This window comes from Mesorhizobium sp. RSR380A (assembly GCF_054719385.1).
This window is the reverse complement of record NZ_JBTTIB010000001.1, coordinates 20,362-46,931: the sequence shown is the minus strand read 5'-3', so window position 1 is coordinate 46,931 and position 26,570 is coordinate 20,362. Positions and strand designations below refer to the sequence as shown.

Annotated in this window: 27 protein-coding genes and 1 tRNA gene; 13 read left to right on the top strand and 15 right to left on the bottom strand. The window is 61.8% G+C overall.

Annotated features, from left to right (window positions below; genetic code table 11):
* Nucleotides 1-44 precede the first annotated feature (44 nt).
* Both ACYG9Z_RS00210 and ACYG9Z_RS00205 read right to left on the bottom strand, forming a co-directional pair.
* Nucleotides 45-1,211, bottom strand: coding sequence for a D-alanyl-D-alanine carboxypeptidase family protein (locus tag ACYG9Z_RS00210; protein ID WP_023682536.1), 1,167 nt, complete (start codon nucleotides 1,209-1,211; stop codon nucleotides 45-47).
* 103 nt (nucleotides 1,212-1,314) lie between these two features.
* Entirely contained in the window at nucleotides 1,315-2,523 is a 1,209-nt protein-coding gene (locus ACYG9Z_RS00205; RefSeq protein ID WP_023752285.1) for a septal ring lytic transglycosylase RlpA family protein, read from the bottom strand.
* A gap of 295 nt (nucleotides 2,524-2,818) precedes the next feature.
* Between ACYG9Z_RS00205 and ACYG9Z_RS00200 the strand changes: the two genes are divergently transcribed.
* On the top strand, nucleotides 2,819-3,298 hold the full coding sequence (locus ACYG9Z_RS00200; protein WP_023738860.1) for an MgtC/SapB family protein: 480 nt from the start codon (nucleotides 2,819-2,821) through the stop codon (nucleotides 3,296-3,298).
* A 210-nt stretch (nucleotides 3,299-3,508) separates the two neighbouring features.
* A tRNA-Ser gene (locus ACYG9Z_RS00195) sits at nucleotides 3,509-3,598 on the top strand.
* A 147-nt stretch (nucleotides 3,599-3,745) separates the two neighbouring features.
* On the opposite strand, the gene ACYG9Z_RS00190 is transcribed toward ACYG9Z_RS00195, so the two are convergent.
* Entirely contained in the window at nucleotides 3,746-3,907 is a 162-nt protein-coding gene (locus ACYG9Z_RS00190; protein ID WP_023714187.1) for a hypothetical protein, read from the bottom strand.
* A 186-nt stretch (nucleotides 3,908-4,093) separates the two neighbouring features.
* Between ACYG9Z_RS00190 and ACYG9Z_RS00185 the strand changes: the two genes are divergently transcribed.
* Entirely contained in the window at nucleotides 4,094-4,285 is a 192-nt protein-coding gene (locus tag ACYG9Z_RS00185; protein ID WP_023668952.1) for a DUF3606 domain-containing protein, read from the top strand.
* 347 nt (nucleotides 4,286-4,632) lie between these two features.
* Here the strand turns inward: ACYG9Z_RS00185 and ACYG9Z_RS00180 are convergent, their stop codons facing one another.
* Complete coding sequence (locus tag ACYG9Z_RS00180) at nucleotides 4,633-5,370, bottom strand: hypothetical protein (RefSeq protein WP_023752284.1); 738 nt, start codon at nucleotides 5,368-5,370, stop codon at nucleotides 4,633-4,635.
* A 432-nt stretch (nucleotides 5,371-5,802) separates the two neighbouring features.
* On the opposite strand from ACYG9Z_RS00180, the gene ACYG9Z_RS00175 reads away from it, so the two are divergent.
* The 6 genes from ACYG9Z_RS00175 (at nucleotide 5,803) to rimO (ending at nucleotide 11,289) form a co-directional block, all read left to right on the top strand.
* Nucleotides 5,803-6,192: a sugar 3,4-ketoisomerase gene (locus ACYG9Z_RS00175; RefSeq protein ID WP_023741231.1), complete on the top strand. Its 390-nt coding sequence runs from the start codon at nucleotides 5,803-5,805 to the stop codon at nucleotides 6,190-6,192.
* Nucleotides 6,193-6,235: 43 nt separating this feature from the next.
* Nucleotides 6,236-7,456, top strand: a complete 1,221-nt coding sequence (locus ACYG9Z_RS00170; RefSeq protein ID WP_198020715.1) for an FAD-dependent oxidoreductase — start codon at nucleotides 6,236-6,238, stop codon at nucleotides 7,454-7,456.
* Nucleotides 7,457-8,383, top strand: coding sequence for a glycosyltransferase family 2 protein (locus ACYG9Z_RS00165; RefSeq protein ID WP_023752282.1), 927 nt, complete (start codon nucleotides 7,457-7,459; stop codon nucleotides 8,381-8,383).
* A 119-nt stretch (nucleotides 8,384-8,502) separates the two neighbouring features.
* Nucleotides 8,503-8,910 carry a DUF930 domain-containing protein gene (locus tag ACYG9Z_RS00160; RefSeq protein ID WP_032889884.1) on the top strand — a complete coding sequence of 136 codons (408 nt, stop codon included), beginning with the start codon at nucleotides 8,503-8,505 and terminating at the stop codon, nucleotides 8,908-8,910.
* A 263-nt stretch (nucleotides 8,911-9,173) separates the two neighbouring features.
* A complete protein-coding gene (locus ACYG9Z_RS00155) occupies nucleotides 9,174-9,833 on the top strand; it encodes a TerC family protein (protein ID WP_023752281.1) in 660 nt (219 codons plus the stop codon).
* 142 nt (nucleotides 9,834-9,975) lie between these two features.
* Entirely contained in the window at nucleotides 9,976-11,289 is a 1,314-nt protein-coding gene (gene rimO / locus ACYG9Z_RS00150) for a 30S ribosomal protein S12 methylthiotransferase RimO (protein WP_023691314.1), read from the top strand.
* A 138-nt stretch (nucleotides 11,290-11,427) separates the two neighbouring features.
* Here the strand turns inward: rimO and ACYG9Z_RS00145 are convergent, their stop codons facing one another.
* From ACYG9Z_RS00145 to ACYG9Z_RS00110, 8 genes are all read right to left on the bottom strand, one after another.
* Nucleotides 11,428-12,495 (bottom strand): BMP family ABC transporter substrate-binding protein, encoded by a 1,068-nt coding sequence (locus ACYG9Z_RS00145; RefSeq protein WP_023752280.1) that lies wholly within the window; start codon nucleotides 12,493-12,495, stop codon nucleotides 11,428-11,430.
* A 50-nt stretch (nucleotides 12,496-12,545) separates the two neighbouring features.
* Nucleotides 12,546-13,466 (bottom strand): ABC transporter permease, encoded by a 921-nt coding sequence (locus tag ACYG9Z_RS00140; RefSeq protein ID WP_023752279.1) that lies wholly within the window; start codon nucleotides 13,464-13,466, stop codon nucleotides 12,546-12,548.
* The gene (locus tag ACYG9Z_RS00135) at nucleotides 13,466-14,590 is read right to left on the bottom strand and encodes an ABC transporter permease (protein WP_031244137.1); all 1,125 of its coding nucleotides are present in this window, start codon (nucleotides 14,588-14,590) and stop codon (nucleotides 13,466-13,468) included. Before ACYG9Z_RS00135 ends, ACYG9Z_RS00140 begins: the two co-directional genes overlap by 1 nt.
* Nucleotides 14,587-16,164 (bottom strand): ABC transporter ATP-binding protein, encoded by a 1,578-nt coding sequence (locus ACYG9Z_RS00130; protein WP_023752277.1) that lies wholly within the window; start codon nucleotides 16,162-16,164, stop codon nucleotides 14,587-14,589. Before ACYG9Z_RS00130 ends, ACYG9Z_RS00135 begins: the two co-directional genes overlap by 4 nt.
* Nucleotides 16,165-16,374: 210 nt before the next feature.
* A complete protein-coding gene (locus ACYG9Z_RS00125; RefSeq protein ID WP_023668965.1) occupies nucleotides 16,375-17,352 on the bottom strand; it encodes a quinone oxidoreductase family protein in 978 nt (325 codons plus the stop codon).
* A gap of 17 nt (nucleotides 17,353-17,369) precedes the next feature.
* The gene (gene pcsA, locus ACYG9Z_RS00120; RefSeq protein WP_023688483.1) at nucleotides 17,370-18,200 is read right to left on the bottom strand and encodes a phosphatidylcholine synthase; all 831 of its coding nucleotides are present in this window, start codon (nucleotides 18,198-18,200) and stop codon (nucleotides 17,370-17,372) included.
* Entirely contained in the window at nucleotides 18,197-18,811 is a 615-nt protein-coding gene (locus ACYG9Z_RS00115) for a DUF1326 domain-containing protein (protein WP_023752276.1), read from the bottom strand. Before ACYG9Z_RS00115 ends, pcsA begins: the two co-directional genes overlap by 4 nt.
* A 14-nt stretch (nucleotides 18,812-18,825) precedes the next feature.
* Nucleotides 18,826-19,713, bottom strand: a complete 888-nt coding sequence (locus tag ACYG9Z_RS00110; protein WP_023752275.1) for a DUF2182 domain-containing protein — start codon at nucleotides 19,711-19,713, stop codon at nucleotides 18,826-18,828.
* A gap of 95 nt (nucleotides 19,714-19,808) precedes the next feature.
* On the opposite strand from ACYG9Z_RS00110, the gene ACYG9Z_RS00105 reads away from it, so the two are divergent.
* Complete coding sequence (locus tag ACYG9Z_RS00105; protein WP_023752274.1) at nucleotides 19,809-21,020, top strand: UbiH/UbiF family hydroxylase; 1,212 nt, start codon at nucleotides 19,809-19,811, stop codon at nucleotides 21,018-21,020.
* Here ACYG9Z_RS00105 and ACYG9Z_RS00100 read toward each other — a convergent pair.
* Nucleotides 20,997-21,959 (bottom strand): AEC family transporter, encoded by a 963-nt coding sequence (locus ACYG9Z_RS00100; protein WP_023752273.1) that lies wholly within the window; start codon nucleotides 21,957-21,959, stop codon nucleotides 20,997-20,999. The two genes, ACYG9Z_RS00105 and ACYG9Z_RS00100, sit on opposite strands and share 24 nt — an antisense overlap.
* A gap of 224 nt (nucleotides 21,960-22,183) precedes the next feature.
* Here ACYG9Z_RS00100 and hspQ point away from each other — a divergent pair, with 224 nt between their 5' ends.
* The gene (gene hspQ / locus ACYG9Z_RS00095) at nucleotides 22,184-22,507 is read left to right on the top strand and encodes a heat shock protein HspQ (protein WP_023668971.1); all 324 of its coding nucleotides are present in this window, start codon (nucleotides 22,184-22,186) and stop codon (nucleotides 22,505-22,507) included.
* Nucleotides 22,508-22,588: 81 nt separating this feature from the next.
* Here the strand turns inward: hspQ and ACYG9Z_RS00090 are convergent, their stop codons facing one another.
* Entirely contained in the window at nucleotides 22,589-23,212 is a 624-nt protein-coding gene (locus tag ACYG9Z_RS00090) for an invasion associated locus B family protein (RefSeq protein ID WP_023668972.1), read from the bottom strand.
* Nucleotides 23,213-23,472: 260 nt separating this feature from the next.
* Between ACYG9Z_RS00090 and ACYG9Z_RS00085 the strand changes: the two genes are divergently transcribed.
* Nucleotides 23,473-25,293: an extracellular solute-binding protein gene (locus ACYG9Z_RS00085; RefSeq protein ID WP_023752272.1), complete on the top strand. Its 1,821-nt coding sequence runs from the start codon at nucleotides 23,473-23,475 to the stop codon at nucleotides 25,291-25,293.
* A gap of 49 nt (nucleotides 25,294-25,342) precedes the next feature.
* Complete coding sequence (locus ACYG9Z_RS00080) at nucleotides 25,343-26,023, top strand: DsbA family oxidoreductase (RefSeq protein ID WP_023752271.1); 681 nt, start codon at nucleotides 25,343-25,345, stop codon at nucleotides 26,021-26,023.
* A gap of 6 nt (nucleotides 26,024-26,029) precedes the next feature.
* Here the strand turns inward: ACYG9Z_RS00080 and ACYG9Z_RS00075 are convergent, their stop codons facing one another.
* Nucleotides 26,030-26,437 carry a hypothetical protein gene (locus tag ACYG9Z_RS00075; protein WP_196813629.1) on the bottom strand — a complete coding sequence of 136 codons (408 nt, stop codon included), beginning with the start codon at nucleotides 26,435-26,437 and terminating at the stop codon, nucleotides 26,030-26,032.
* Nucleotides 26,438-26,570: the final 133 nt, after the last annotated feature.

The following is a 26,570-nucleotide window of genomic DNA, read 5'->3' as shown; positions in this document are numbered from 1 at the left end:
GGTGTCTTAGTCCGCGCCCGAGAAAAGGTCCACGCCGCAGGAACTCAACGCAGCCAGCCTACGGCCAGTTCCCTGGCGGCATCAAACGCTCGTTGCGGCAGTGTGCCGACGCCAACCGATTCGGCGGCGAAAAGCGGTGTTTCCTGGCTCAGCGTGTCGCCGATCCAGACGCGCAGCGCGCCGACGGGTTGCCCCTCCTCCACCGGCGCCGATACCGGCCCCTGATAGACGATCCTGGCGGTCAGCTTGTCGCGGTTGGCGATCGGCAGCAGGACGTCGATCGGCGCCTTTGCCTTCAGCGCTACGCTGGATTTGGCGCCGCCGAACACCTGGGCCTCGCCGACCACTTCGTTGCTGGCGAAAATCTCAGTCTTCTCGAAGGAGCGGACGCCCCATTCGAGCAGCTTGCGCGCTTCCTCGGCCCGCTCGCGATCATTCGCCAATCCGCTCATCGCGGCGATCACCCGCGTCCCGTCATGGCTGACCGAGCCGACAATGCCGAAGCCGCCCGCCTCGCTCGACCCGACCGCCATTCCGTCGGCGCCGATGCCCATGGCCAGCAACGGGTTGCGGTTCTTTTGCGAGATCTTGTTCCAGGTGAAATCGGCCCGGCCGTAATAGAGATAGAGATCCGGATATTCGCGCCAGATATGCAGGCCAAGCTGCGCCAGTTCGCGCACCGTCGTCTGCTGGCCGTCGGCCGGCAGGCCGGTCGAATTGACGAATGTCGATTTCGCCAGCCCGATCTGGCGCGCGCGATCGTTCATCTGCGCGGCGAAATTCTCTTCCGAGCCGGCCATGCCTTCGGCCAGCACCATGCAGCCGTCATTGGCGGCCTGTATGGTGACCCCCTGGATCAGGTCCTCGACCCGGACCGCCGATTTAAGCTTGGCGAACATGGTCGACGTTCCCGAAGGCGCACCGCCCTTGCGCCAGGCATTTTCCGAAACCACGAAGGTGTCGTCGAGGCTCATGCGCTTCGACTTCATGGCGTTGAAGACCATCTCCATGGTCATCAGCTTGGCCATCGAGGCCGGCGGGATCGGTTGGTCGGCATCCTTGGAAAACAGCACCGTGCCGGTTTCGGCATCGATCATGAAAGCCTGCGTGGCCTTGGTCTCGAAAAGCTGCGCGTTGGCCGGAACCAGCGCGGCAAGCAAGAAGCCAAGGCCAAAAAGCCCGGCAAAAGGGTGGAAAAGGCGAAATCGCATGAAGAGGCTCGACCTGTTAGCCGGCAGAAACTTGCCGCAACGCTATCAGGCTTCTTCCCGGCGGATCAACCGCGCAATCACAAAACCGGCGTGCCTTTGTTGGTCAGTTGCGCACAGCCAGCGCGTCCGGCGCGCCATGCGACCATGCGGCGCGCAAGAGGTCGTCGACATTGCCGTGGCCATCCGGATAGAGATTGACCGCGTACCAGTCATTGCCGTCGAGCTCGGTGCTCTGGACTTCTATCCTGCCGAAGGGTTTTAGGGCCGCAGCCACCCGCTTTGCCTCGGCGGCATCGTCGAAGGAGCCGGCGGCGACATAGTCGGAAACGGCAGGCGCCGCCTGCGGGTTGGATTTCTTCCACGATTGCAGGATGTCGGCTGGTGACATGCCCTGGTCATCGAGTGCTGCAAAGACGTCGGCGCGCTGCACGCGTGCATCCGCATAGGAGAGCGAAGCCACGGCAAAGGGCGATTCCGGGCGCTGAGGCACGATCGGCCCGAATTCCGGCAGCGTCACATCGCTTGAGCCCGGTGCCTGCATCGACATCACTGGCTGTGTGTCGGAATTCGTCAACTGACCAGGAAACGGCACTGCGGCAGGTGGTGCGCCAACAGATAGGCTCGGCGAAGGTCCGTTCATCGCCACCATGACGCCGGTCGGCAAGCCATCGGACGGGTCCGGGCGGTTGTTGCCCGGGCGATAGGAGGCAACCAGATATTGGTCGTCGTCGCCGTCGAGCGGCGCGCGGCCGATATATTCCACCTTGACCCTGGCCGTGCCGACCTTGGCATAGTCGAGCATTTGCGCGGCGCGTTCCGAGACATCGATGATGCGTCCCTCGTGATAGGGGCCGCGGTCGTTGACGCGCACGATGACCGAGCTTCCGGTCTCGGTGTTGGTGACGCGGGCGTAGCTCGGCAGCGGCATGGTCGGATGCGCCGCGGTCAGATGGGTCATGTCGTAGACTTCGCCATTGGCTGTGAGACGACCGTGGAAGGCATCGCCATACCAGGAGGCGAGACCGACCTTGGCGTAGCGCTTGTCTTCCTTGGGGTAATACCACTTGCCGCGCACCTGATAGGGCTTGCCCAACTGGTCGCGGCCGCCGCCGCGCCGCATGTACTGAACGCGCGGGCTGGCCTTCACGCCGTACTCGGTCTCGGCAAAATATTCCTTCGAGCGAGGCTTCTTGTAGACCATGCCTTTCGGCTCGGACTGCGGCGACGCGCACGCGGCCAGCAACGCAGCCGAAAGAGCGCACAACACCAAAGCAGGAGCGCGACGAAGACGCCGATGCGTCGTGGTCTGCATGTTTTCCGATGTCCCCTACCGTCTCGACACAGGCGCCGCTTCTAGAATTTCGGCGGAGCCAGATGAGCAATGCCTGCGACGCGCCAATCCCCATCCCTTGTGCGCAGGAATTGTTTATCAGCGTATTAATCGATTGTGTCCGGAACCGGGCAGGAATGTGGCGGAGTTCTTGGGTCGGTCGGGCCTGTGGAGAGGCATCCGAGACCTAGCCCAGGCCCTTGGAGTCTGAATGTGAATCTATGGCACGAAGCGCGGCTGCCTGGAACCGACCGACCCGAGATACGTTCTGCGCCTCATGGATGAATTCATTGAACGTTTTGGGCAACAGACGTGGCTGCCCTTTTCCGTAATTTCAGCCAGGCTTTTGCTCGCGGCCGTCCTTGGCTCCATCGTTGGGATCGAACGCGAATGGCGCAACCGGCCGGCCGGATTGAGGACACACATCCTCGTCTGTGTTGCGACGGCTCTAATTGCCATCCTCACGATCGAGATTACTCACCTTCACGTCTTCGATGGTCAGGAAATCGCCATCGATCCTATCCGCTTGATCGAAGCCACGACTGCCGGCGTGGCATTTCTGGCCGCCGGCCTGATCTTCTTCTCGAAGGGCGAGGTTCAAGGGCTTACCACCGGGGCGGGCATGTGGCTGGCAGGCGCCATAGGCCTGGCGGTTGGGCTCGGGTTCTGGCAGATCGCGGCTTTGGCAACTGTCCTCGCACTTGTTGTGCTGGGTCTTCTGCAACTTGTGCAGGTCGGCAGCAAGGATCGCAATTAGATCCCGGCTCCTTCGAAAACGGGTTCGCAGCTCCGTTCGGGTAACGAACGCCACCCCCTATTATCCATGGCAGCGCCGATGGTTGACTTGGCGATGGGCAACGCTCTAGAGAAATGAACCGCAAGCTGGTCCGGAAGGACAGGTATCATTCGATACCAACTGTCGTTCACTGGGTCGGTTGATGTTCCTAGATGATTGAAAAGTCACGTTGGAGGGATGGCCGAGCGGTTTAAGGCACCGGTCTTGAAAACCGGCGTGGGTGCAAGCCCACCGTGGGTTCGAATCCCACTCCCTCCGCCAGATATTTGGCTACCGTGCTGAATTGCCTCTGTATTTTCAAAGAGGGCCAAATCTTTCCTAAGTTATTCCTAACTTCCTAAAGCGAAGAAGCCTGCCACCGTGAGGCAGCGGGCCAGCGTGAGCGCAAACGTTGCGCCAGCCTAAGGATCAACGTTCGTCCTGGCGATAGAGCCGTTTGGTCGCGCGGTCGCTTTGCCTGCGTTCTGCAGGACCACGGTGGCGTCGGGTCATAAGAACGTATGCCATCAATAGGGCCAGCAACAGTGGCCCACCAGCAACGACGATCAACCACATCACACTTTCAAACATGAGGCATCTCCTTCACGTCACAACCGTCAAGGAGAAGAACCGTTCCGTTCAAAGTTACAGCAACACCAGCACCTCCTGCGACTGAGGGCCGTTTTCCCATGTGACCGTTTCGGAAATCCGGGCTCCGCTGCAACAAAAGGCTGCGGCTGCACGTTGCGGTTGATCATTCAACCAGGAGCAAAGCAAATGGCCGACGACAAAACGAAGACGGACTTCCGCGATCGGGACCGCGTCTCTGCCGATGAGGATTATGAAGTCGAGTATTTCGCCACCAAGGCCGGCATCACCCCGCAGCAGGTCAAGGAATTGATCGCGAAGCACGGCAACCGACGCGAGACGCTGGAGCGGGAAGCGAAGGCTCTGGGGAGCGGTAGGTAGGCCGGCATGCCAGAGTACCAGGTGGAAGAGTGGCATGGAGAGGAGTGTGTCTCAACTCAGGCCACGAGCGCCGATGATCCGTTATCTGCGGTAGAGAAGGTCACGGGCCAAAGGGTGTCGCCTAGAGCGCTTCAGGAGCATTGGTTTCGTGTGGTCGATGAAGATGCGCGAAGCACGCATGAATTCAGCCTTGAGGACGGCGGCCCGGCTGGAGATTTCGCAAAATAGCCATGACCAGAATCTCGGACCTGCATTGGGACCAACGCTGCAGATAGGCGAGAAAGGTGCAGCCGCCGGGCGGACCCGACGGCTTATCGTCGATTGGATCGCTGCCGCCGCATGGGGCCTTAAGGCGCGGCCGGCGCCAGCTTGGCGGCTACTTGGTCGATCTTGTCGGCAAGTACGCTATTGGCCCAATCTGTCACCTCAGGGTCAACGGGCTTGTTGGCCATTTGGGCAAGGGCTGCATCGATCGATGGGACGTTGGCAGCGGCAGCTGTGGCGGCGGTCTGAGCAGCGGCCGCATCCTGGGTGGCGTCATCGAGCGCTGCCTGTGCTGCATCGAGGTCGGCCTGCGTCGGGACATCTTCGGGCAGGGTATTCGGGTCAGCCGCTTTCGCATTCAGCGCGTCGAGCGCCGCTTTGGCGTCGGTAACCGCCTGATTAGCAGCATCGAGCGCCGATTGAGCGTTCTTGGCTATTGCCGACTGTGTCACAAAAGCCTGCACGCCAGCGAAGTTCTTGCTCTTGGAGTGCATAAAGGCGTTGGCGTTGCGCTGCAGCGAGTTCAACCGGCCGAGCTTGGCATGGATATTCTTTTCCTTGGACACAGAAGGGGTAGCGGCCTTGGCGACCTGGCCCTTAGGGGCCTGGCCCTTGGCGGATGCCGACTTGCCGACCGAACCGCCGCCTCCGCCATTGCCGCCAGCATTACCGTTTCCTCCGCTATTGCCATTGCCGTTACCATTGCCATGGCCGTTACCATGGCCGTTGCCATGGCCGTTGCCACCAGCAGCAGCCAGGGCCGGCGACACCAGAAGCGAGAACACCGCAAATGCAGCAAAAAGGGTCTTTCGGGATGTCATAACTACCTCCGAGATTGCCACCGCCACTAACCGCTATAGCGGGCAACATGAGGAATCGCTAACACAAAGGGTAAACTTAGATATAGATGTGTTTTCATTGCGAGAACGAAGCGGCCGGCCGGCGAAACGCCAACCAGCATAACTCTTTGAAATTGCTGAAGTAGATCACCCTCCTTGGAAACCGGCCGGCCTTCCGAACTCAAAGGTCCTAGACCGCTCAGACCAAGGTCTTAAGCCGTGGTTTCGGCCGCGACTCAGAAGTCGTGACGGCGCGGCGACCTTCGGTAGTCGGCACCTATCGGCCTGAGGCCGAGCTCGACATCGATCCGCTGCAGTGTTCCCAAACACCGCCTAAGTGGTTGTATTCCCTGTCTTTTGATATAAGCGCTAGTCTGAGGTAAAATTTCGACCGGCATCTGGCGGGCTTACGTTATGCAGCATCGAACGTTCTTTGGCGGCAAGGTCACCGAGATCCCCACTTCGTTACATAGCGATCCCAGGGGAATGCTGACCGCTATCGAGTTCAGCGGTTACAATTTCCAAGCCGTGCGGGCGTTCATCGTCACCGCGCCGCGCGGCACGTCGCGGGGCGGACATGCACACGGCTCGGGCCGGCAATTGATGATGCAGCTGTCGGGCGAGATCGGCATCGAATTTCGCTACCAGGAACAGGTCGAACGGCTGACGCTCACCGCATCGAACCGCGCGGTGCTGGTCGATGCCGCGGTGTGGGCGCTGCAGACCTATGAAGGCGAGAACCCGGCTTTGCTGGTTTTCTGCGATACCGAATACGACCCTGAAGACTACGTATCGAACCCCTGATGACACTCATCGCGAAAGGAGAGGCCGCGATGCGCGCCAGGACATGACAGCGCCTCGCGGCAGAATGGCTATTCTCGGCGCCGGCATCATGGGCGCCAGCCTCGCTCTCATGATGGCCCGCAGAGGCTACGCGGTGTCCCTCTTCGACAAGGAGAGCGAGCCGATGGCCTGCGCCAGCCGTTGGAACGAGGGCAAGATTCATCTCGGCTATCTCTACGGGAACGATCCCTCGTTGCTGACCGCCCGGCATCTGCTTTCGGGAGGACTGCGTTTCGGCAGGCTTGTTTCCGAGTTGATCGGAAGCAATCTGGAAGCGCACACGACCTTTTCGGAAGATCTTTATCTGGTCCATCGCAACTCGATCGTCGCTGTCGAGGCGCTGGGGGCGATCTTTGAAAGTGTGGATGTATTGGTGCGCAGCCACGCTGACGCCACCAGCTACCTTGCCGACGTATCGGCGGCGCGATCGAATCGGCTTTCCAAAACTGAATTGGCCGATGTCACCAACTCGGACCAGATCGTCGGCGGCTTCCAGGTGCCGGAGCGATCCGTCAACACGCGATGGGTTGCCGACCGGCTTTGCGCCGTGCTTCGGAGTGAACCCAACATCAGCTTGCGAATGGCGGCCAAAGTCCTGTCGGCACAGCCGGTGGATGCAATTGACGGGAAATGGCGCGTGGCGGTCGCAGGCGAGAAAAGCGAGGCGTTCGACATCGTCGTCAATTGCCTATGGGAGGGGCGGCTGGCTGTCGACCGCACGGCCGGCATCGAGCCGGTTCCCGGATGGTCGCACCGCTACCGGCTTTGCCTGTTCGGCCGCACCAGCCAGCCTGTCGATGTGCCGTGCGCGGTCGTCGCCCTTGGCCCGTTCGGCGACATAAAAAACTATGACGGGCGCAACTTCTATCTCTCCTGGTACCCGAGCGGGTTGCTTGCGGAGAGTGGCGAATTGTCGATCGAAACGCCGCAAGCGCTCGATGCCGACGCACGACAGCGGTTCATCGGCGACGTTCGCGCCACGCTCGCCCGGTTGGTGCCCAGTGTTTCCAGCATGTTCGACGATGCCGAGGAGCTTGAGGTACGCGGCGGCTTCGTGTTTGCGCAAGGGCGTGGTTCGCTCGGCGACCCGAAAGCCACGATCCATCGCCGCGACCAATTCGGGGTCAACCGCCTGGGCAACTACATCTCGGTCGACACAGGTAAATATTCGACGGCGCCGTGGCTTGCCGACAGGCTGGCGCGGCAAATCTGCGGGATCGACTGAATGGGTGAGACAGAACAGGGCGGCGCGAAGCAGGTAGCGCAGAAACAAGTCGAGCTTCGATCCGGCTGGCGGCCGAAGGTCACGGCGCTGGTGCCATGCTACAATTCGGCGGCATTCATTTCGCGTACGCTGGACAGCCTCGCCGCGCAGACCTGGGACAATATCGAGATCCTGGTCGGCGAGGACAATTCGACCGACGCGACATTCGAGATCGTTTCGGCCTTCGCCGGCGGCCGCGACGATGTCCGCATCCTGCGTCGGGACAAAAACCTGGGATGGCTGAAGAATTCCAACGATCTGATGGCCAATGCCAGCGGCGAATTGATGTTCTTTGCCTTCCATGACGACGTCATCGATCCAAACTATATCGAGGCGCTGGTGCGGGCGCTCGATGCCAATCCCGAGGCCGTACTGTCGTTCAGCGATGTCGAAGTGATCGAAGTCAGAGGCGAAAGTGCCACGTGGAAGTTCGACCTGCTGGAGGGCTTGCAGGACGGTTTTGCGCGTGGCCGGGTGATGGCGCGCCAGCCGCATGGATGGTGGGTTCCCAATCGTGGGATATTCAGGGCCTGGGCGTTCCACCGTAGCGGCGGGATCAAGCCCAACAGCCAAGGCGAATTCAGCGCCGACTGGACCTGGCTTCTGCATCTGTCGCTGCTCGGCGGCTTTGTCCGCGTGCCGCAAGTGCTCTGCCACAAATACTACCGGGCGGGCAGCATCAGCCGGCGCTGGGACCGCAACAGCACCCAACGAAGGGCCTTGCGGGCGGCGGGGATAAGGGAGGTCTGGCACAGCGAGGCCGGCCTTGCACAAAGAGCCTTCCTCGCTGTCTATATCGCCTTGCGGCCGTGGCGGTGGGTGCCGCGATCGCGAGAAGCGCAAAGATGGCGAAACAGGCAATCGGTGCATGGCAGCCCGGACAAATAAGCATGGCGCCGGCGACGTGTCAAAGCGGCTGCGTCAAAACCCCCTGCCCGGCCAACGGCGATTTCCGGGCACATCCGGCTGCCCCAAAATGGCACTCCGGTTGATTTTTCACGCGAGATATGGTCGTTCTCCCGCCCATGAAAAAACTATTCCTTGCGGCGCTGGCTTCGGTGACGCTGGCCTGGCCCGCCCACGCGATGGACGCCGCCCTGCGCGCCGGCCTGCTAAAACTCGACCCGGAGACCCGGCTGGAGCAGAGATGCGACGCCGAAGTGCTCGACCGCATCAGCCATGACGACCACAAGTACAAGGCAGACCGCGTCGTCGCCTACGCCTTCGCGACGCCGGAAATGAAAGCCGATGCCATCCGCAGCCCGGGCGCTGCCTTCCGCAGCAAGGGGCAGTGGTACCGGCTGAAGTTCAAATGCGAGACGGCGCCGGACCATATGGAGGTCCTGCAGTTCCGTTACCGCATTGGCGACGAGATTCCGGAAGCCGACTGGGCGAAGTACAATCTCTACGACTGAATTCTCTGCGACCAGAATTCTCTCTGGCAAAACGACCTTCCCTATTTCCGTGGCTTTCAGCGTCGGCGGTTAGAGCGGTTCAGCCTTTTAATGGAGCAGCTGACCCACTGTAACTCTTTGTTTTTGCGTAATTCCGGACGGAAAACCGCTACGCACTTTTCCTGGAATTGCGCCGGCAGTCTCTTGACGCGCGGGAACCATACACGTTAGGGCGTCGGCATATCCGACGACGAACACGCCGATACAGCAAGGGGCTCCGGTCGATGGACATTTTCAGCGCTGCAAGCATGACGGCCCTCCTCCAGGTAATCGCCATCGATCTGGTGCTTGCCGGCGACAATGCCATCGTCATCGGCCTTGCCGCCGCCGGCCTGCCGGTCGAGCAGCGCAAGAAAGCCATCCTGATCGGCGTGTTGGCGGCGACTGTGCTGCGCATCCTGTTTGCCGCCGTCACCGTCAAGCTTCTTGCCATTGTCGGCCTGCTGCTGGCCGGCGGCATCCTTTTGTTGTGGGTGTGCTGGAAGATGTGGCGCGAGCTGCGGACGTCGCATGCCGACGAGTTCGAGGCGACCGAGGCGCTGTCCGATTCCGACCTCAATAGCGACAGAACGGTGGGTGGCAAGGCGCCGCGCAAGACGCTCGGCCAGGCGGCCCTGCAGATCGTCGTCGCCGATGTTTCGATGTCGCTGGACAATGTGCTGGCGGTCGCCGGTGCGGCGCGCGATCATTTTCCGGTGCTTGTCATAGGCCTGGTGCTGTCGATCGCCTTGATGGGCTTGGCCGCGAGCTTCATTGCCAAGCTGCTTCACCGCCACCGCTGGATCGCCTATGTCGGCTTGCTGATCATTCTCTACGTCGCGATCGATATGGTCTATCGCGGCGTTGTCGAGGTCTGGCCGCATGTCAGTCTTGTGGTGAGCTGACGCAGCCGGTCCCACAGCTTCTGTAGCAGCATGGGTATCTGCCGGAGGCAGTGGTCGCGTTCGCCGCAGCCGCTGCCCATACCAATGCCGCAATAAGTGTGGTACTGGCCGCCGATCCCGAAAAAACCCGGAATGTTTTCTCATGTCTGCGCCTCGCGTCAGTTTCGTCAGCCTTGGATGCCCGAAGGCCCTTGTGGATTCCGAGCGCATCATCACGCGCCTGCGCGCCGAAGGCTATGAGATCGCGCGCAAGCATGACGGCGCCGACCTTGTCGTCGTCAACACCTGCGGCTTTCTCGATTCGGCCCGCGACGAATCGCTCAACGCCATTGGTTCGGCGCTTTCGGAAAACGGCCGGGTGATCGTCACCGGCTGCCTCGGCGCCGAGCCGGACGTCATCCGAGAGAAGCACCCCAACGTCCTCGCCATCACCGGCCCGCAGGCCTATGAGAGCGTGATGGCCGCGGTGCATGAGGCGGCGCCGCCCAGCCACGATCCCTATATCGACCTTCTGCCGCCGCAAGGCGTCAAGCTGACGCCGCGCCACTACGCCTATCTCAAGATTTCCGAAGGCTGCAACAACCGCTGCACCTTCTGCATCATTCCCGCACTGCGCGGCGACCTCGTCTCGCGCCCGGCGGCCGATGTGCTGCGCGAGGCCGAGAAGCTGGCCAAGGCCGGGGTCAAGGAATTGCTGGTCATCTCGCAGGACACCAGCGCCTACGGCATCGACATCAAGTACCAGACGTCGATGTTCGGCGACCGCGAAGTGCGGGCGAAATTCCTCGACCTGTCGGAGGAGCTGGGCAAGCTCGGCATCTGGGTACGCATGCACTATGTCTACCCCTACCCGCATGTCGCCGATGTCATCCCGCTGATGGCGGATGGAAAAATCCTTCCCTATCTGGACATCCCCTTCCAGCACGCCTCGCCGCAGGTGCTGAAGAACATGCGCCGTCCAGCCCATGGCGAAAAGACGCTGGAGCGCATTCGCGGCTGGCGCGAGGTGTGCCCGGATCTGGCGATACGCTCGACATTCATCGTCGGCTTCCCCGGCGAGACCGACGAGGATTTCGAGATGCTGCTCGACTGGCTGGACGAGGCCAGGATCGATCGCGCCGGCTGCTTTAAATACGAGCCGGTCCGCGGCGCCCGCTCCAACGATCTCGGCCTCGAACAGGTGCCGCAGGAGATCAAGGAAGCGCGCTGGCATCGCTTCATGCAGCGCCAGCAGAAGATCTCGGCGACGCAGCTGGCCAAGAAGGTCGGCAAGCGCCTGCCGGTGCTGATCGACGAGGCGCATGGCACGTCTGCCAAGGGCCGGACAAAATACGACGCGCCCGAGATCGACGGTTCGGTGCATATCCAGTCGCGCCGCCCGCTGCGCCAAGGCGACATCGTCACGGTCAAGATCGACCGCGCCGACGCCTACGACCTTTACGGCTCGGCGGTTTAGAAATTACCAAAAAGGGCGCCTCCCGGCGCCCTCGGATTTTTGGCACAGCCCTCGGCGCGGTTTCGCAGTCAAAGCGTGCAGCCCGCGAAGTGAAAAAGGGCGCCGCGCGGCGCCCCTTCTCTTTTGCCTTTCCGATACTTACTGCGGCAACTTGTCGTCGACGCCCTTCACATAGAAGTTCATGCCGAGCAGCGTGCCGTCGTCGGCGACTTCGCCGTCCTTGAGCCACGGCGTGCCGTCCTGCTTGGCGACCGGTCCTGTGAAGGGGTTCCAGCCATCTGCGATTTTCTTGGCGGTTGCCTCGGCCATCGCCTTCACATCGTCCGGCATGTTGGTGAAGGGCGCCAGCTTGACGGCGCCGTCCTTGATGCCGAGCCAGACATTGTCCGGCTTCCAGGTGCCGTCGAGCGCTGCCTGGACGCGGCTGATGTAGTACGGCCCCCATTCGTCCGTCAGCGAGGTCAGCTGCGCGTTCGGCGCGAACTTGATCATGTCGGAGGACTGGCCGAAGCCGTGCAGCTTGCGCTCTTCCGCCACCTGCAGTGCCGCAGTGGAATCCGTGTGCTGGACGATGATGTCGGCGCCCTGATCGAACAGTGCCTTGGCCGCGTCAGCTTCCTTGCCCGGATCGAACCAGGAGTTCACCCAGACGATCTTGGCCTTGAAGTTCGGGTTGACCGACTGCGCGCCGAGCATGAAGGAGTTGATACCCATCACCACTTCGGGGATCGGGAAGGAAACGATATAGCCGGCGACCCCTGCCTTCGATTCCTTGGCGGCGATCTGGCCGAGCACATAGCGGCCTTCATAGAAGCGCGCATTGTAGATGCCGAGATTGTCAGCGGTCTTGTAGCCGGTGGCGTGCTCGAACATCACTTTGGGGAACTTCTTGGCGACCTTCACTTCCGGGTCCATGAAGCCGAAAGAGGTGCCGAAGATGATCTTGCAGCCTTCGCGCGCCAGACGCTCGAAAGCGCGGTCGGCATCGGGACCTTCCGAGACGTTCTCGAGATAGGCGGTTTCGACCTTGTCGCCGAGCGCCTTTTCCACCTCGAGGCGGCCCTGGTCGTGCTGGTAGGAATAGCCGAAGTCGCCGATCGGGCCGGTGTAGACCCAGCATGCCTTCAACTTGTCGGCGGCCTGCGCGGACGCCGCCAGTGACATGGCGGCGGTCGTGGTCATCAACGCAATAATCAGTTTTTTCATTGTGTTACCTCTCTGAGTTTAGCCTTGGAGCTTCCCGTTTGTTTTTGTTGTCAACGATCCGGAACGAATGGCTGCCCCAAGGAAGCCGGCGTGTTCATCATCGTCAGACGCTTGTTGCGCGAGATTAGAACGAGAACCACGACGGTTGCCAGATAGGGCAGAGAAGAAAGCAGCTGCGAAGGCACCGGAATGCCAAATGCCTGTGCATGAAGCTGGCCGATCCACACCGCGCCGAAGATGTAGGCGCCGGCGAGCACGCGCCACGGCCGCCAGGAGGCGAAGACGACCAGCGCCAGCGCGATCCAGCCGCGGCCCGCGCTCATGTTCTCCACCCATTGCGGCGTGTAGACCAGCGACAGATGGCCGCCGGCAAGGCCGGCGCAGGCGCCGCCGAAGATGACCGCGAGATAGCGGTAGCGGATGACCTTGATGCCGAGTGCATGCGCCGATGTGTGGCTGTCTCCGATCGAGCGCAGGGTGAGGCCGGTGCGGGTCTTGAACAGGAACCACATGACGGCCGCCGTCAGCGCGATCGAGATGTAGAAGATCGGGTCCTGGCCGAACAGCAACCTGCCGACCACGGGAATGTCGGTGAGCACCGGAACGTAGAGATTTGGCAGCCTCTCGCCGGGCTGGCCGACGAAGCTGGTCCCCATCATGCCGGACAGGCCGAGGCCAAGCAGCGTCAACGACAGGCCGGTCGCCACCTGGTTGGTGGCGAGCGACAGCGTCATCACCGCAAACAGCAGCGAGAACACCGCGCCCATGGCAATTGCCGCCGACAGGCCGATCCAGGGCGATCCCGTGAGATAGCCGGCTCCGAAGCCGCCGACGGCGCCCATGATCATCATGCCTTCGACGCCGAGGTTGAGCACGCCGGAGCGCTCGACCACCAGTTCGCCGATGGCCGCTATTAAAAGCGGCGTTGCCGCCGTGGCGATGGTCAAAAGGATGTTGACGGCGATGTCCATCAGCGGGCTTCCTTCAACTTCGGCGCGGCTTCAAGCTTCGCCGCGCTTTTCGTCAGCGCCATGCCGACCAGGCGAATGCGGTAATGGATGAGCGTGTCGCAACCGAGCACGAAGAACAAAAGCATGCCCTGGAACACGCGTGCCACCTTGTCGGAAATGCCGAGCGCGCTCTGCACCGCCTCGCCGCCGAGATAGGTCAACGCCAGCACCAGGCCCGCGGCGACGATGCCGAGCGGATTGAGCCGGCCGAGGAAAGCCACGATGATCGCTGTGAAGCCGTAGCCGGGCGAGATCACCGGTTGCAGCTGGCCGATGGCGCCGGAGACTTCCGAAATGCCGGCAAGCCCAGCCAGCGCGCCTGACAGCAGGAAGGCAAAGAACACCATGCGGTTGAGGCCGAAACCGGCGAAGCGCCCTGCCCTCGGGCTGGAGCCGAGCACGCGGACCTCAAAACCCTTGAGCAGGCGGCTCATCAGCACCCAGATCAGCACGGCTGCAACAAGCGCGAAGACAAAACCCCAATTGGCGCGGCCGGCATCCGGCATCAGTTCCGGCAGGACCGCCGAGTCGTTGAACTGGATCGTCTGCGGGAAACCGTGGCCCTGCGGATCGCGCCAGGGGCCGCGCACCAACCAGTCGAGGAAAAGCTGGGCGACATAGACCAGCATCAGGCTGGTCAGGATTTCGTTGGTGCCGAAGCGCGTCTTTAAGAGAGCCGGGATTGCAGCGTAGGCGGCGCCGCCGACCATGCCGAACAACAGCATCAGCGGCAGCACAAGCGGGCCTTCGAACCCGGGAAACAGCACCGGAATGGCCGAGCCGAAAATGCCGCCGAGGATGAACTGTCCCTCGGCGCCGATGTTCCAGATGTTGGCCTTGTAGCAGACGGACAGGCCGACCGCGATCAGGATCAACGGCGCGGCCTTGATCGCCAGTTCATGCAGCTGCCAGACCTGGCTGATCGGCTCGATGAAGTAAATCCCGAAAGCAGTCAGCGGGCTGACGCCGAGCAGCGCGAACAGAACCGCGCCGGCGATGATCGTCAGAGCGAAGGCGATGAAGGGCGACAGCGCCGAAAACAGCATCGAGCGCTGTGGGCGTTTGACGAGTTCGAGGCGCATCATGCCGTCTCCAGACCATGTTCGGCGTGGCCGGGCTCCGCGCCGCCCATCAACAGGCCGATCTTCTCGAAAGTGGCCTCGGCGATCGGCAGCGGCTTCGACAATTCGCCGTTGTGCATGACCGAGATCGCGTCCGAAATCTCGAACAGCTCATCGAGGTCCTGGCTGATGACCAGAACCGCCGAGCCACTGCGCGCCAGTTCGATCAGCGCCTGGCGGATATGAGCGGCGGCGCCGGCGTCGACGCCCCAGGTCGGTTGGTTGACGACCATGACGGCAGGGCTGCGGTCGAGTTCGCGACCGACGATGAATTTCTGCAGATTGCCGCCCGAAAGGGCCGCAGCTTCCGGATCGGGCGCGCTCTTGCGCACATCCATCGCCACGATGATGCGCTGGGCGGCGGCATAGACCGCACCGCTTTTGACGGCGCCGCCGGCGCCGACAAAAACCTTGCCGTCGGTGGCGTGCCGCGACAGAAGCAGGTTTTCCGAAAGCTTCATGCGTGGCGCCGCGCCATGGCCGAGGCGTTCTTCCGGCACGAAGGCAGCGCCCATCAGCCGCCGGCTTGTGATCGAGAGCGAGCCGGCATCCTTGCCGCGGATGCGCACGGATGCGGCGTCCTGCTGCAGCACCTCGCCGGAGACGGATTCGAAGAACTCGCCCTGGCCGTTGCCGGCGACACCGGCAATGCCGATCACTTCGCCGGCGCGCACAGTGAGGGTTATGTTCTTCAGCGGGATCGAAAACGGGGTTGCCGGCTTGCGGCTGAGGGCGCGGATTTCGAGCAATGGCTGCGCGGTCTCGATGCCTTCGGCCGGCGCACGCACCACGGCCTTCACCTCGTTGCCGACCATCATGCGGGCCAGCGACGAAGCCGTTTCCTCGCGCGGGTTGCAATGGCCGACGACCTTGCCGTGACGCAGCACGGTGGCGCGGTCGCAGATGCGTTTGACCTCTTCCAGCCGGTGCGAAATGTAGAGGATGGATTTGCCCTCCGAGCGCAGGCGCTCAAGCGTTTCGAACAGCTTGTCGGCTTCCTGCGGCGTCAGCACCGAGGTCGGCTCGTCGAGGATGATGAGTTGCGGCGTCTGCAACAGGCAGCGGATGATCTCGATGCGCTGGCGTTCGCCGACCGAGAGATCGCCGACCAGCGAGTCCGGATCGAGCGGCAGGCCATAGCTGAAGGAAAGCGCCCTCGCCTTGGCCGCAATCGAGCTGATCGGTGAGCCGTCATCCAGAGACAGAGCGATATTCTCGGCCGCGGTCAGCGCCTCGAACAGCGAAAAGTGCTGAAACACCATGCCGATGCCGAGCTTCTTCGCCATGCCCGGACTGGTGATCCGCACCGCTTCCCCGTTCCAGAATATCTCGCCGGAATTGGGCTCCAGCGAGCCGAACAGCATCTTGACCAGCGTCGACTTGCCGGCGCCGTTTTCGCCAAGCAGCGCGTGGATCTCGCCCTTGGCGATGTTGAGGTCGATATGATCGCACGCCGTCAGCGTGCCGAATATCTTGGTCAGGCCACGAACCTCAAGCAGGTTCGCTCCATCATGATCTGCACTCACAGTGCCTCCCATCCGGTTCCCGGACATGTTCTGTGTTCCCGCCAGCATGGTATGCGCTGGCCGCTCTCGTGCGAAAGCAGCACCCACCTTGAAAGAGCTTCAAGAATTTCAGCGGAAACTCAAGGGGTAAAGATTGACCTGCTTCGCACAACAAACCGATCGTCCGGTTTTTCGGGTAAACAGTGCCTGGCGTCGCGGCAAAACGCTGAAAAGCAAGGCAGATCAGGGGATCAGTATGGTCGTGCCAGTGGTCTTGCGCCCTTCGAGATCGGCTTGCGCCTTGCCCGCGTCCTTCAGCGCATAACGCTGGTTGATCTTGATCTCGACCGCACCGCTCAACACCACGTCGAACAATGCCGCGGCGGAGACTTCGAGGTCTTCACGCTTGGCGTTGTAGACGAACAAAGTCGGCCTGGTAGCGAACAGCGAGCCCTTCTGCGCCAGCAGCGACATCGAAAATGGCGGGATCGGTCCAGAGGACTGACCGAATGAGACGAACATGCCGAGCGGCTTCAGACAGTCGAGCGAGGCCGGGAATGTGTCGTTGCCGACCGAATCGTAGACGACGTCACATTTCTTGCCGCCGGTGATGGCGGCGACCCCGGCGACGAAATCCTGCTCCTTGTAGTTGATGACATGGCCGAAGCCATGCGCCTTGGCGAGCTCGATCTTGTCGGTTGAGCTTGCCGTGCCGATCACGGTGGCGCCGAGATGTTTTGCCCATTGTCCCAGGATCAGCCCGACGCCGCCGGCGGCGGCATGGAACAGGATGGTGTCGCCTGCCTTCACCTTGAAGGTCCGGCGCAACAGATACTCCGCCGTCATGCCTTTAAGCATCATGCCGGCGGCCTGTTCGTCGCTGATGCGGTCCGGCACCTTGACGACGCGGTCGGCGGCGACGACGCGCTGTTCGGCATAGGCGCCGACGTTGACGGCATAGGCGATGCGGTCGCCCGGCTTCAGCCAGTCGATGCCTGCGCCGACCTCGAGAACCACACCTGCCGCCTCGCCGCCGGGGATCAGCGGGAAGCCGCCGGGCGGCGGATAGAGGCCGATGCGGTGATAGACATCGATGAAATTGAGGCCGATCGCGGTGTGCCTGACCAGGATCTGCCCGGCGCCGGGTTGTCCCGGATCGGCGTCTTCATAGGTCAGGACTTCCGGACCGCCATGGGCGTGGATACGGACTGCTTTGGACATTGTGGGCTTTCCTGCGGTCAGGCTTTCTTAGGGTCCGGCTTGGCGCCGAGTTTGGGGAAGAACTGCATGATACCGCCGATGCAGGCGAGGTAAAGTCCGGTGATGGTGATGCCGACCTTGGTAAAGACGCTGACCTGTTCGCCCAAAACGCCGATCTGGTCGTAGAAGGCGGCAAGGGCCGCCTGCGCCAGCGCCAGCGCACCGAAAGCGCACCAGAGCAGCGTCATGCCAAGATTGATTGGCCGCAGCCGCACCACCCGCACGGGGTGAATGAAGTTGATCGGCACGAAGGTCAGGATGCCGGCCGCCACGACGACGCCGAAGGACACCCACTGTCCGGGCTCAATGACGAACAGCGTGAACACGACCATGTTCCAGACCACCGGAAAGCCTTTGAAGAAGTTCTCCTTCGTCTTCATTCCGGTGTCGGCATAATAGATGGCGCTGGACACCACGATGATGGCCGCCGACAGGAACGACAGCCCTTCGCCCATGAAGCCGCGCTGGTAGAGTGCGAAGGCCGGGATCAGCACGTAGGTGACATAGTCGATGATGTTGTCGAGGAGTTCGCCCGACCAGGTCGGCAAAATCTCCTTGACCTCGAGCTTGCGCGCGATCGGCCCGTCTATGCCGTCGACGAACAGCGCCAGACCCAGCCACCAGAACATCGCCGTCCAGCGTTGCTCGCTTGCCGCCACCAGAGACAGGAAGGCCAGGAACGAGCCAGACGCGGTCAACAGATGCACCGAGAATGCCCGCGCCTGCGGCCAGGTGACCTTTTTCTTCGGCCTCGGAATCCGGTCGGTGATCTTTTTGGCGGCGTTTCTGGCGGTTGTGTTCTTGCTCACGGGCCCCGCCAATCCAATTTGAAGATTTCGGCCGAGCGGCCGGCAAAGTTCCAGTTGCGGCCGAAAGCCCGCATCTTGCTCTTGTCGGACCTGGCCACGATGATCTCCGGCGCGATCCAGTATTCCGAGTTGCCGATCACGGTATCCTTCTCGCGATCCTTGCCGGGAATCGGTGTGACCGCCCCGTCGATGATCTTCGGTATCTGGAAAATACGGGTCTTGTCACGCGTCTCGTAGGTGATCGGCACCTGCTCGACGCCGAGGAACTTGCCGACAAGGATCGACAACAGCGCGGTGGTTCCGCCGGCCTTGCCGGTGAAGATCCTGGTCAGCGCTTTCACCGCATAGACGGAGGCTCGCTTGTCGATGAACAGGCCTGCGGTCCAGTTGCCGCGGCTCATATAGCCGGGGATTTCCCTGACCAGACCGAGATTGAGGCCGGACAGGTCGACCTCGCCGAAATGGCCTGCGTCGATGCGGAAGCCCGCCCAGGTCTGACAATAACCCTCCGTCGGCGGATGGCTGCCAAGCGACAGCACGCAAGGACAAAAAACCGTGCAATTGCAGGAGAGCACGAGCTCTCCTTTCATTGCCCAGCCTTGCTCTGCCATGGAATTATCCCCCGTCATGCCGAGACTACTAGCAGGGCGATTGCCCAGACAAGCAGTATCGCACCGGCCACTCGGGTTGGAAGGCTGCCGGTGGTCTGTTTTTCGATCAAGGTGAACAGGCCGATCAGCGCCATCCAGAACACGTTCATCGCGCCGACGGCAAACATCACCAGCATCAGCGCCCAGCAGCAGCCGAGGCACCACAGGCCCTGCTTCAGCCCTAGCCGGAAGATGCCACCCGGCTCCGCGCTCCAGTTGGAAAACAGTGTCGAGAACGGGTTCCGGCATTTTGTCAGGCAGGCCTGCTTGAGGCTGCTGAACTGGTAGAGGCCGGCAACCAGCAGCCCGGCCGCCGCGGCAAGGCCGCTCACCGGATCGAGCAATCGAGCGGAGGACGCAAATGCGTGGACGAGCAACGTCAGCACCGCGAAGCCGATAGAGGCGACAAGCCATGTCGAGAGGTAGCCGGCAACCAGGACCAGCGGGTGGGCCACCGGCTCGCCCTTGATGCGGGCGGTGTCGGCGATTTCACAATAGGTACGGATCATCGGCGCCGCCGACGGCAGCATCGTCGCCACAGCCATCGAAAACCACATCACGATCAACGCCAGAAGCTGTGCGCCGCCGGCATCAAGTGGTGCGGGCGTCAGGCACATGCCGAAGAAGCGGTCGAGGACATCCGGCAGCGGCAGTTGCGGCAGATATCGCAGGACCACATCGCCTGGTACGCCGGGGAGCCGGCCTTCGGCGCCGCGGATCGCCATGGCGCCGAGAATGAACCAGGCGAGCAGAATGCCGCCGACGATGGCGATGTTGACCGTCAGGCGGGGGCTGCGGGCCAGGCTTGCCGTGGCGCGGCCGGCGCGGTCGAGATGGCTGAAATCGTCCTGCTGGCCGGTCATGACAACCGAATGAGCCTAATCGCCGCGTTGATCAAGCCGCATGGTCTGACCTATATCCATGGGTAGACACCTGCATCGCAAACTGGAAGTCCAATTTGGATCATCGCGAGACAGCACGGATACTGGTAGCCGGCAGCGGCCCTGCCGGACTGATCGCGGCGCTCGGTTTCGCCGAGGCGGGCTTTCCGGTAACCCTGGTCGGACCCGAAGCAGGCGGGCCCGATGGCCGGACCACGGCGCTGATGAACCCTGCTCTCAAGGTTCTCGATCGGCTGGGCGTGCTGGCCGAACTTGCGCCGAAGGCCGCGCCGCTGAAGGTCATGCGCATCGTTGATGCGACCAGCCGGCTGATCCGCAGCCCGGTGGTGACTTTTCGCGCCATAGAGATCGGCGAGGAGCAGTTCGGGCTCAACCTGCCCAACAGTGCGCTGAACCCGACGCTGGCCAAGTCCGTCGCGGCGCATCCCGGCATCGAATGGCTGACGTCGATGGTCGAGAGTTGGCGTCTGGACGCCGATCAGGCGCATGCCGTCTTGACTGATGGTCGCGAAGTCTCGGCCGCGCTTGCGGTCGCTGCCGATGGGCGCCTGTCGCCGGCGCGCGAGGCGGCAGGCATAGTGGCCTCGGTGCGATCCTACCGCCAAGCGGCGCTGGTGCTGAATTTTGGCCATCGCAGCGAACACGGCTTCACCTCGACCGAGTTCCACACAGAGACCGGGCCGTTCACCCAGGTGCCGTTGCCCGGCAACCGCTCCAGCCTCGTCTGGGTGGTGAAACCGGAGACGGCGAAGGACCTCGCCGCACTCGATGACGCGACGCTTTCCGAGCGTGTCGAGCAGCAGATGCAGTCGATGCTGGGCCGGGTGTCGGTCGAGCCCGGCCGACAAATTTACCCGCTATCAGCGGCATCACCGGGGCGCTTCGCGCAAAACCGGGTGGCGCTGGTCGGCGAGGCTGCACATGTATTCCCGCCGATCGGAGCCCAAGGTCTCAACCTCGGCATCAGGGACATCGAGGATCTGATTGGAATCGCTGGTGAAAATCGCGGCGACCCCGGCGCCGCGAAGGCCCTGGCCGCCTATGATTCCAGGCGCCGTCCCGACATTCTGGCGCGTTCCGGCGCGGTCAATCTGCTCAACATGTCGCTGCTTTCGGACATGCTGCCGGCGCAGATGGCACGCAGCGCCGGCCTCAATGTGCTCGGCAGTTTCGCGCCGCTGCGCGCCTTTTTCATGCGCGAAGGCTTGAGGCCGGGCAGCGGCTTTGCGGCGCTTACCGGCGGTTCAGGGAAACAGGTCCGGCGGTAAGATGCCGTGGCGGATCATGTAGAGCAGCCCGGTCACCGTCAGCACCGAGAGGCAGGTGGTGATCAGCACGCTGGCCGAGGCGCGTTGCACCCAGACGCCATATTGCTGGGCGATGACGAAGACGTTGGTTGCGGTCGGTAATGCCGCCAAAAGCACGGCTGAAAAAACCCAGATTTCGGAAAAGTTCCCGATCCAGCTCAGCACGACGTAGCAGAGCGATGGATGCAGGATCAGCTTCAGCGCCGCGATCGACGCCAACTCATGCGGCACGCGGTTGAGCGGCCGGAGCGCAAGCGTCACGCCCATGGCAAACAGGGCGCAAGGGGCGGCTGCCCGCGAAAGATATTCAAGCAGGCGATCGACCGGCTGCGGTGGGTGAAAGCCGAGATAGGCGGCGCCAACGCCAAGCGCGGTCGCGATGATGAACGGGTGCAGGACGATTTTCCTGACTACGCCGAGGATGAGCCGCCACGGCGATGTCTTGTCGTCGCCCGACAGCGCCATCATCAACGGCGCGATGGCGAAATGCATGACATTTTCGAAGCAGAAGATCAGCGCGACGGGAACCGCCGCTTGTTCGCCGAAGGCGAGCAGCGCCAGCCCCGGCCCCATATAGCCGATATTGCCGTAGGCCGCGGCCAGCGCCTTGATCGTCGACTGGGCGATCTCGCCGCGCGACGCCGTCACCGACCATACGAACATGATCGAGAAGATCGTGTAGGTGGAAAATACCGAGCCGAAGATGAAGCGCCATTCGGTCAACTGTTCGAACGGCGTGCGGGCCAGCAATTGGAAGAACAGGGCAGGAAGCGCGACATAGACGATGAAGGTGTTCATCCAGCCAAGCGCTTCCAGCGGCTGCCTGGTCATGCGCGCGACCAGAAAGCCGATGAAAATCAGCCCGAAGAACGGAAGAACAAGACCGACAATGTCAGACATTTTTGCCCTGGCCCGAAACCCCGGGACCGGGCTAGCCCGTAGCTTCATCGGGCGTCAAGCGCTTCGGCATTGAACTGACCCGCTATCTGCGCCAAATAAAGCCTGATCCCAGACCTAAGTCGGGCTCGATTTTTGGCCACGGTGTGTGTAAATTCAAAGTGTTAGAGCGCTCTTCGCACATTCGAGGGGACGCCGGGCGCTCTAGAGGCTTAGTGGTGAGTACGATGAAAACAGCCAAATTCTCGATCGGACAAGTGGTTCGACACCGGCTGTTTCCATTCCGCGGCATCATTTTCGATGTCGATCCGCAATTCGCCAACACCGATGAATGGTACGAGGCGATCCCGGCCGACGTGCGGCCGCGCAAGGACCAGCCGTTCTACCATCTGCTCGCTGAAAACTCGGAAACCGAATACATTGCCTATGTCTCCGAGCAGAACCTGCTCGAGGACCAGTCAGGTGAGCCGGTCCGGCATCCACAGATCGGCGAGATGTTCGACAAGCGGCCGGACGGACGCTATGAGCCAAAACGCCAGTCGAGACACTGACATCACCTTGCATCGACGTGACGACAACAAAAAAGCGGGGCATGACCCCGCTTTTTGTCGCTCCGGTATCTGTCCCGGCGATTAGTTGGCGGCTTTGGCCTTGGCCTGCTCGTCCTTGAGCTTCTTGGCGAAGTCCTGGTTGTTCTTGACGACGAAATCCTGAAGTTTTTTCTGCCGATCCTCGATGTCCGACTGCTGCAGCGGCGCGCCGTCAAAGGCGCCGCTGAAGCCGGTCAAGGCAACCTTGATGGGATTTGGCTGACTTTGGAAGTTGATCGAGGTCAGCGTGATCGCCTGTCCCTTCTTGAAGGACGCGACGAGCGCGTCGGTCAGCGGCACTTCGGCAACGCAACGGTCGGCGAAGCAAATGACATAATCCAGCTTCGTCGCCTTGCCGGCGTCTATCTGCAGGGCGATGCCGGGGGGCACCAAGCGACCTGGGGGAACCGTGACCTGGAAGACCTTGCGGTTTACCTTGCCCTTCAACTCGATCAGGCTGACCCCGGTGACGAACTGGCCGTTGCCGGCAGTGATGATGTTCTGGACATTGCAGATGTCGACATCTTCCTGCTTGGTGCAGGCCTTGAACCAACCCTGCGGAATCTGTTGCTGTGCCGAAGCGGTGGGAAGTCCGGCGCCCAGAAAGCCGACCACGCCCGCGGCCAGGACCGAAAGGCGGTATGCGTTGCTGTTCAGGCTCGTCATGTCGTGCATTTCCTCTCAAATGATCCCGGGACCGGCTTCTTCGCGCCGTGTGGTCCTGCTACCTGTTGCCGAATTGAGGCAACAGAATGACTTCGGAGCGCGTGTTACACTGCATGAGCAGCCGAATCCAGCCCGCCGCCTGCAATTCTTGGCCTCGCAATTTGGGTCGTGCGATTTGGGTTGATGTATCTGGCCGGAGCGCCGCGGCGCCATGTTAGGGTGCACTCCGAATCATCAAGCCGCCCAGTAAGGAGACGGTCATGGGCCGCATTCTTGTTTGGCTGATCGCCGCAATTTCGTTCATCGCCTTTGCACCCGGCGTGGCGATGTCGGAACCGAAACATGCCATCGCCATGCAGGGCGAGCCGGCGCTGCCAGCCGACTACCAGCATTTCGACTACGTCAATCCCGATGCGCCGAAGGGCGGCAACATCACTTACTGCGTCGTCGGCAGCTTCGACAATCTGAACCCGTTCATCCTGAAGAGCCTGCGCACCACGGCGCGCGGCATGCAGGACCTCATTTTCGGCAATCTCGTCTTCGAGCCGTTGATGATGCGCAACTACGACGAGGCCTTCAGCCTCTATGGCCTGCTCGCAGACACAGCCGATATGGATCCCGAGCGCAAGTGGATCGAGTTCCATCTGAACCCAAATGCAAAGTGGTCCGATGGCGACCCGGTGACGCCGGATGACGTGCTGTTCACCTACGATGTCTTCACCGACAAGGGCCGCCCGCCCTACAGGGATCGCATGAGCCTGATCGCCAAGCTCGAAAAGACCGGCGATCACAGCGTGCGCTTCACCTTCAACGACAAGGCCAATCGCGAGACCCCCTTGATCATCGCGCTGACGCCGATCATCCCAAAGCACGCCTTCAACAAGGATACCTTCGACAAGACGACGTTGAAGCCGGTGATCGGCAGCGGTCCCTACATCATCGACAAGGTGCAGCCGGGACAGCGCATCGTGTTCAAGCGCAACCCGAATTACTGGGGCAAGGACATCCCTTCCAAGCGCGGCTTCGACAATTACGACCAGATCACCATCGAGTACTTCCTCAACGCCAATGCCAAGACGGAAGCGTTCAAGAAAGGCATCTGCGCCATTTACGATGAGGGCGATCCGGTCAAGCGCGAGCGCGATATCGATTTTCCCGCCTTTCATCGCGGCGAGGTGATCGCCGAGACCTTCGACACCGGCATACCGCCCGTGGTGACCGGCTTCCTGTTCAACACGCGACTGGAGAAGTTTTCCAATCCGGAGGTGCGGCGCGCGCTCGGCATGCTCTACGACTTCGAATGGGCCAACAAGAACCTGTTCGGCGGTAAGTACACGCGCACGATGAGCTACTGGCAGAATTCCGAACTTTCCGCGCTCGGCCATCCCGCCAGCGACAGGGAAAAGGCGCTGCTGGCGCCCTACCCCGGCCGCGTGCCGGCCGATGTCATGGACGGCAGCTGGCGCCCGCCGGTGAATGACGGCACCGGCCAGGACCGTAAGGTGCTGAAGGTGGCGTTCGACCTGCTGAAGAGCCAGGGCTACACCGTCAAGGACGGGGTCCTGCTGGACCCAAAGGGAAACCCGTTCGGTTTCGAGATCCTGACGGCCTCGCAGGACGAGGAACGCTTTGCCGCCATCTATCAGCGCTCGCTGGAAAAGATCGGCATCGCGGTGACCATCCGCAGCCTCGAGGCCGACCAGATCCAGTCGCGCAAGCAGCGTTTCGACTTTGAGGTTCTTGTCGGGTCGAGCGGGTTCAGCAACTCGCTGTCTCCCGGTATGGAGCAGAACCTTCGCTGGGGTTCTTCAGAGGCCAAAAGAGAAGGTTCATTCAATCTGGCCGGCGTCGCCGATCCGGCGGTCGACGCGGCGATCGACGCGATGCTGAGAGCACGGACCAAGGAAGACTATGTCGCCGCCGTGCGCGTGCTCGACCGATTGCTGATCTCCGGCAATTACATGGTGCCGATGCAGTACAACGCGCAGCAATGGCTCGCTTACTGGAATTACCTGGACCATCCCAAAAAGACGCCCATATTCGGTTATCAATGGCCGACCTGGTGGCGCAAGCCGAACTGAGCGTGGCCCAGATCGGTCTCGCTGAAACGTTCGGCTGCAGGAGATCAAGATGAGCGATGACAATTCCATTACCGTCGACGTGGTTTCCGACGTCGTCTGCCCCTGGTGCTTCATCGGCCAGAAGCGGCTGGATAAAGCGATTGCCGCTGCCGGCGACGTTGAGGTTCATGTGCGCTGGCGGCCGTTCCAGCTCGACCCGACCATCCCGCCCGAGGGCAAGGACCGGCGCGAATACATGCTGGCCAAATTCGGCAGCGACGAGCGCATCCGTCAGATGCATGCCCGCGTAGAGCCGCTCGGCGAAGCCGAAGGCATCAATTTCGCTTTCGACGCCATCAAGGTCGCCGCCAACACGCTGGACGCGCATCGTGTCATCCGCTGGGCCGGTGCCGCCGGTGAAGCCGTGCAGAACCGGCTCGTGCGCCGGCTGTTCCAACTGTATTTCGAGAAAGGCGGCAATATTGGCAACCACGCCGTGCTGATCGATGCCGCCCGCGAGGCCGGCATGGACGCTGCCGTGGTCGAAACGCTCCTGCCGACCGATGCCGACGTCGAGGAGGTGCGCACAGAAATCGCCACGGCATCGCGGATGGGGATCACTGGCGTGCCGTGCTTCCTGCTCGAAGGCAAATACGCCGTCATGGGCGCGCAGGACGCCGACACGCTGACTGATGCCATCCGCCAAGTCGCGGCCGCAAAGGCCAAGGGCGAGCTGGAAAAGGCCGGCTGACCGAAGTTATTTCACCGTCACCTTGGCTTTGCTGAGGAAGAAGCCATGCCCGTTGCTGCCCGTGCAGGTCAGTCCCTTGGTTGACGACTGGCAGGTAAACGGCCCTTTGCTCCAGCTGTTGCCATAGGCCAGCTTCGCGACATCGCTGCAGCAGCCCTGCTCTCCCGGATTCTTGATCAAGGTCGCCGGGCCGTTCGGCCCAAGGATCACGGTGACGTAGCTGGGCTCGACGCGCGAACAGCTCAGTTCCGGACCGCCATCCTGTGGTTCGTAGGTGCTGGTGCCGCCCTTCGGCGTGTAGATGCAGCCGATGTTGCCGGACGGAGCATTGAACTCGATTTGCCCTTCGGCGCTTGCCGGAATGGTCTGGCTGACGGCATGCGCAAGAGGCAGCCACGCAAAGAGCGTCACCATTGCGGGAACGGCTGCGCGTGCAAGCATTGGGGAGCTTCCTTGTTGGGGACCGGACATGCATCGGTGCCGACAGTGCCCGGCAAGGTTCATTCCAGTGCGCTTGATTGTCAAACGGTGTTGAGCTGCAGCTAAA

Bases quoted from the DNA above. Each gene is read 5' to 3' on its own strand.
- ACYG9Z_RS00180 (WP_023752284.1), bottom strand. From the start codon at position 5,370: ATGACATCCCGAAAGACCCTTTTTGCTGCATTTGCGGTGTTCTCGCTT.
- ACYG9Z_RS00085 (WP_023752272.1), top strand. From the start codon at position 23,473: ATGGGCCGCATTCTTGTTTGGCTGATCGCCGCAATTTCGTTCATCGCC.
- ACYG9Z_RS00200 (WP_023738860.1), top strand. From the start codon at position 2,819: ATGGATGAATTCATTGAACGTTTTGGGCAACAGACGTGGCTGCCCTTT.
- ACYG9Z_RS00145 (WP_023752280.1), bottom strand. From the start codon at position 12,495: ATGAAAAAACTGATTATTGCGTTGATGACCACGACCGCCGCCATGTCA.
- ACYG9Z_RS00135 (WP_031244137.1), bottom strand. From the start codon at position 14,590: ATGATGCGCCTCGAACTCGTCAAACGCCCACAGCGCTCGATGCTGTTT.
- ACYG9Z_RS00175 (WP_023741231.1), top strand. From the start codon at position 5,803: ATGCAGCATCGAACGTTCTTTGGCGGCAAGGTCACCGAGATCCCCACT.
- ACYG9Z_RS00130 (WP_023752277.1), bottom strand. From the start codon at position 16,164: ATGGGAGGCACTGTGAGTGCAGATCATGATGGAGCGAACCTGCTTGAG.
- ACYG9Z_RS00210 (WP_023682536.1), bottom strand. From the start codon at position 1,211: ATGCGATTTCGCCTTTTCCACCCTTTTGCCGGGCTTTTTGGCCTTGGC.
- hspQ (WP_023668971.1), top strand. From the start codon at position 22,184: ATGAAAACAGCCAAATTCTCGATCGGACAAGTGGTTCGACACCGGCTG.
- ACYG9Z_RS00205 (WP_023752285.1), bottom strand. From the start codon at position 2,523: ATGCAGACCACGACGCATCGGCGTCTTCGTCGCGCTCCTGCTTTGGTG.
- ACYG9Z_RS00165 (WP_023752282.1), top strand. From the start codon at position 7,457: ATGGGTGAGACAGAACAGGGCGGCGCGAAGCAGGTAGCGCAGAAACAA.
- ACYG9Z_RS00125 (WP_023668965.1), bottom strand. From the start codon at position 17,352: ATGTCCAAAGCAGTCCGTATCCACGCCCATGGCGGTCCGGAAGTCCTG.
- ACYG9Z_RS00090 (WP_023668972.1), bottom strand. From the start codon at position 23,212: ATGACGAGCCTGAACAGCAACGCATACCGCCTTTCGGTCCTGGCCGCG.
- rimO (WP_023691314.1), top strand. From the start codon at position 9,976: ATGTCTGCGCCTCGCGTCAGTTTCGTCAGCCTTGGATGCCCGAAGGCC.
- ACYG9Z_RS00100 (WP_023752273.1), bottom strand. From the start codon at position 21,959: ATGTCTGACATTGTCGGTCTTGTTCTTCCGTTCTTCGGGCTGATTTTC.
- ACYG9Z_RS00110 (WP_023752275.1), bottom strand. From the start codon at position 19,713: ATGACCGGCCAGCAGGACGATTTCAGCCATCTCGACCGCGCCGGCCGC.
- ACYG9Z_RS00115 (WP_023752276.1), bottom strand. From the start codon at position 18,811: ATGGCAGAGCAAGGCTGGGCAATGAAAGGAGAGCTCGTGCTCTCCTGC.
- ACYG9Z_RS00140 (WP_023752279.1), bottom strand. From the start codon at position 13,466: ATGGACATCGCCGTCAACATCCTTTTGACCATCGCCACGGCGGCAACG.
- ACYG9Z_RS00080 (WP_023752271.1), top strand. From the start codon at position 25,343: ATGAGCGATGACAATTCCATTACCGTCGACGTGGTTTCCGACGTCGTC.
- ACYG9Z_RS00160 (WP_032889884.1), top strand. From the start codon at position 8,503: ATGGTCGTTCTCCCGCCCATGAAAAAACTATTCCTTGCGGCGCTGGCT.
- ACYG9Z_RS00185 (WP_023668952.1), top strand. From the start codon at position 4,094: ATGGCCGACGACAAAACGAAGACGGACTTCCGCGATCGGGACCGCGTC.
- ACYG9Z_RS00170 (WP_198020715.1), top strand. From the start codon at position 6,236: ATGACAGCGCCTCGCGGCAGAATGGCTATTCTCGGCGCCGGCATCATG.
- ACYG9Z_RS00155 (WP_023752281.1), top strand. From the start codon at position 9,174: ATGGACATTTTCAGCGCTGCAAGCATGACGGCCCTCCTCCAGGTAATC.
- ACYG9Z_RS00190 (WP_023714187.1), bottom strand. From the start codon at position 3,907: ATGTTTGAAAGTGTGATGTGGTTGATCGTCGTTGCTGGTGGGCCACTG.
- ACYG9Z_RS00075 (WP_196813629.1), bottom strand. From the start codon at position 26,437: ATGGTGACGCTCTTTGCGTGGCTGCCTCTTGCGCATGCCGTCAGCCAG.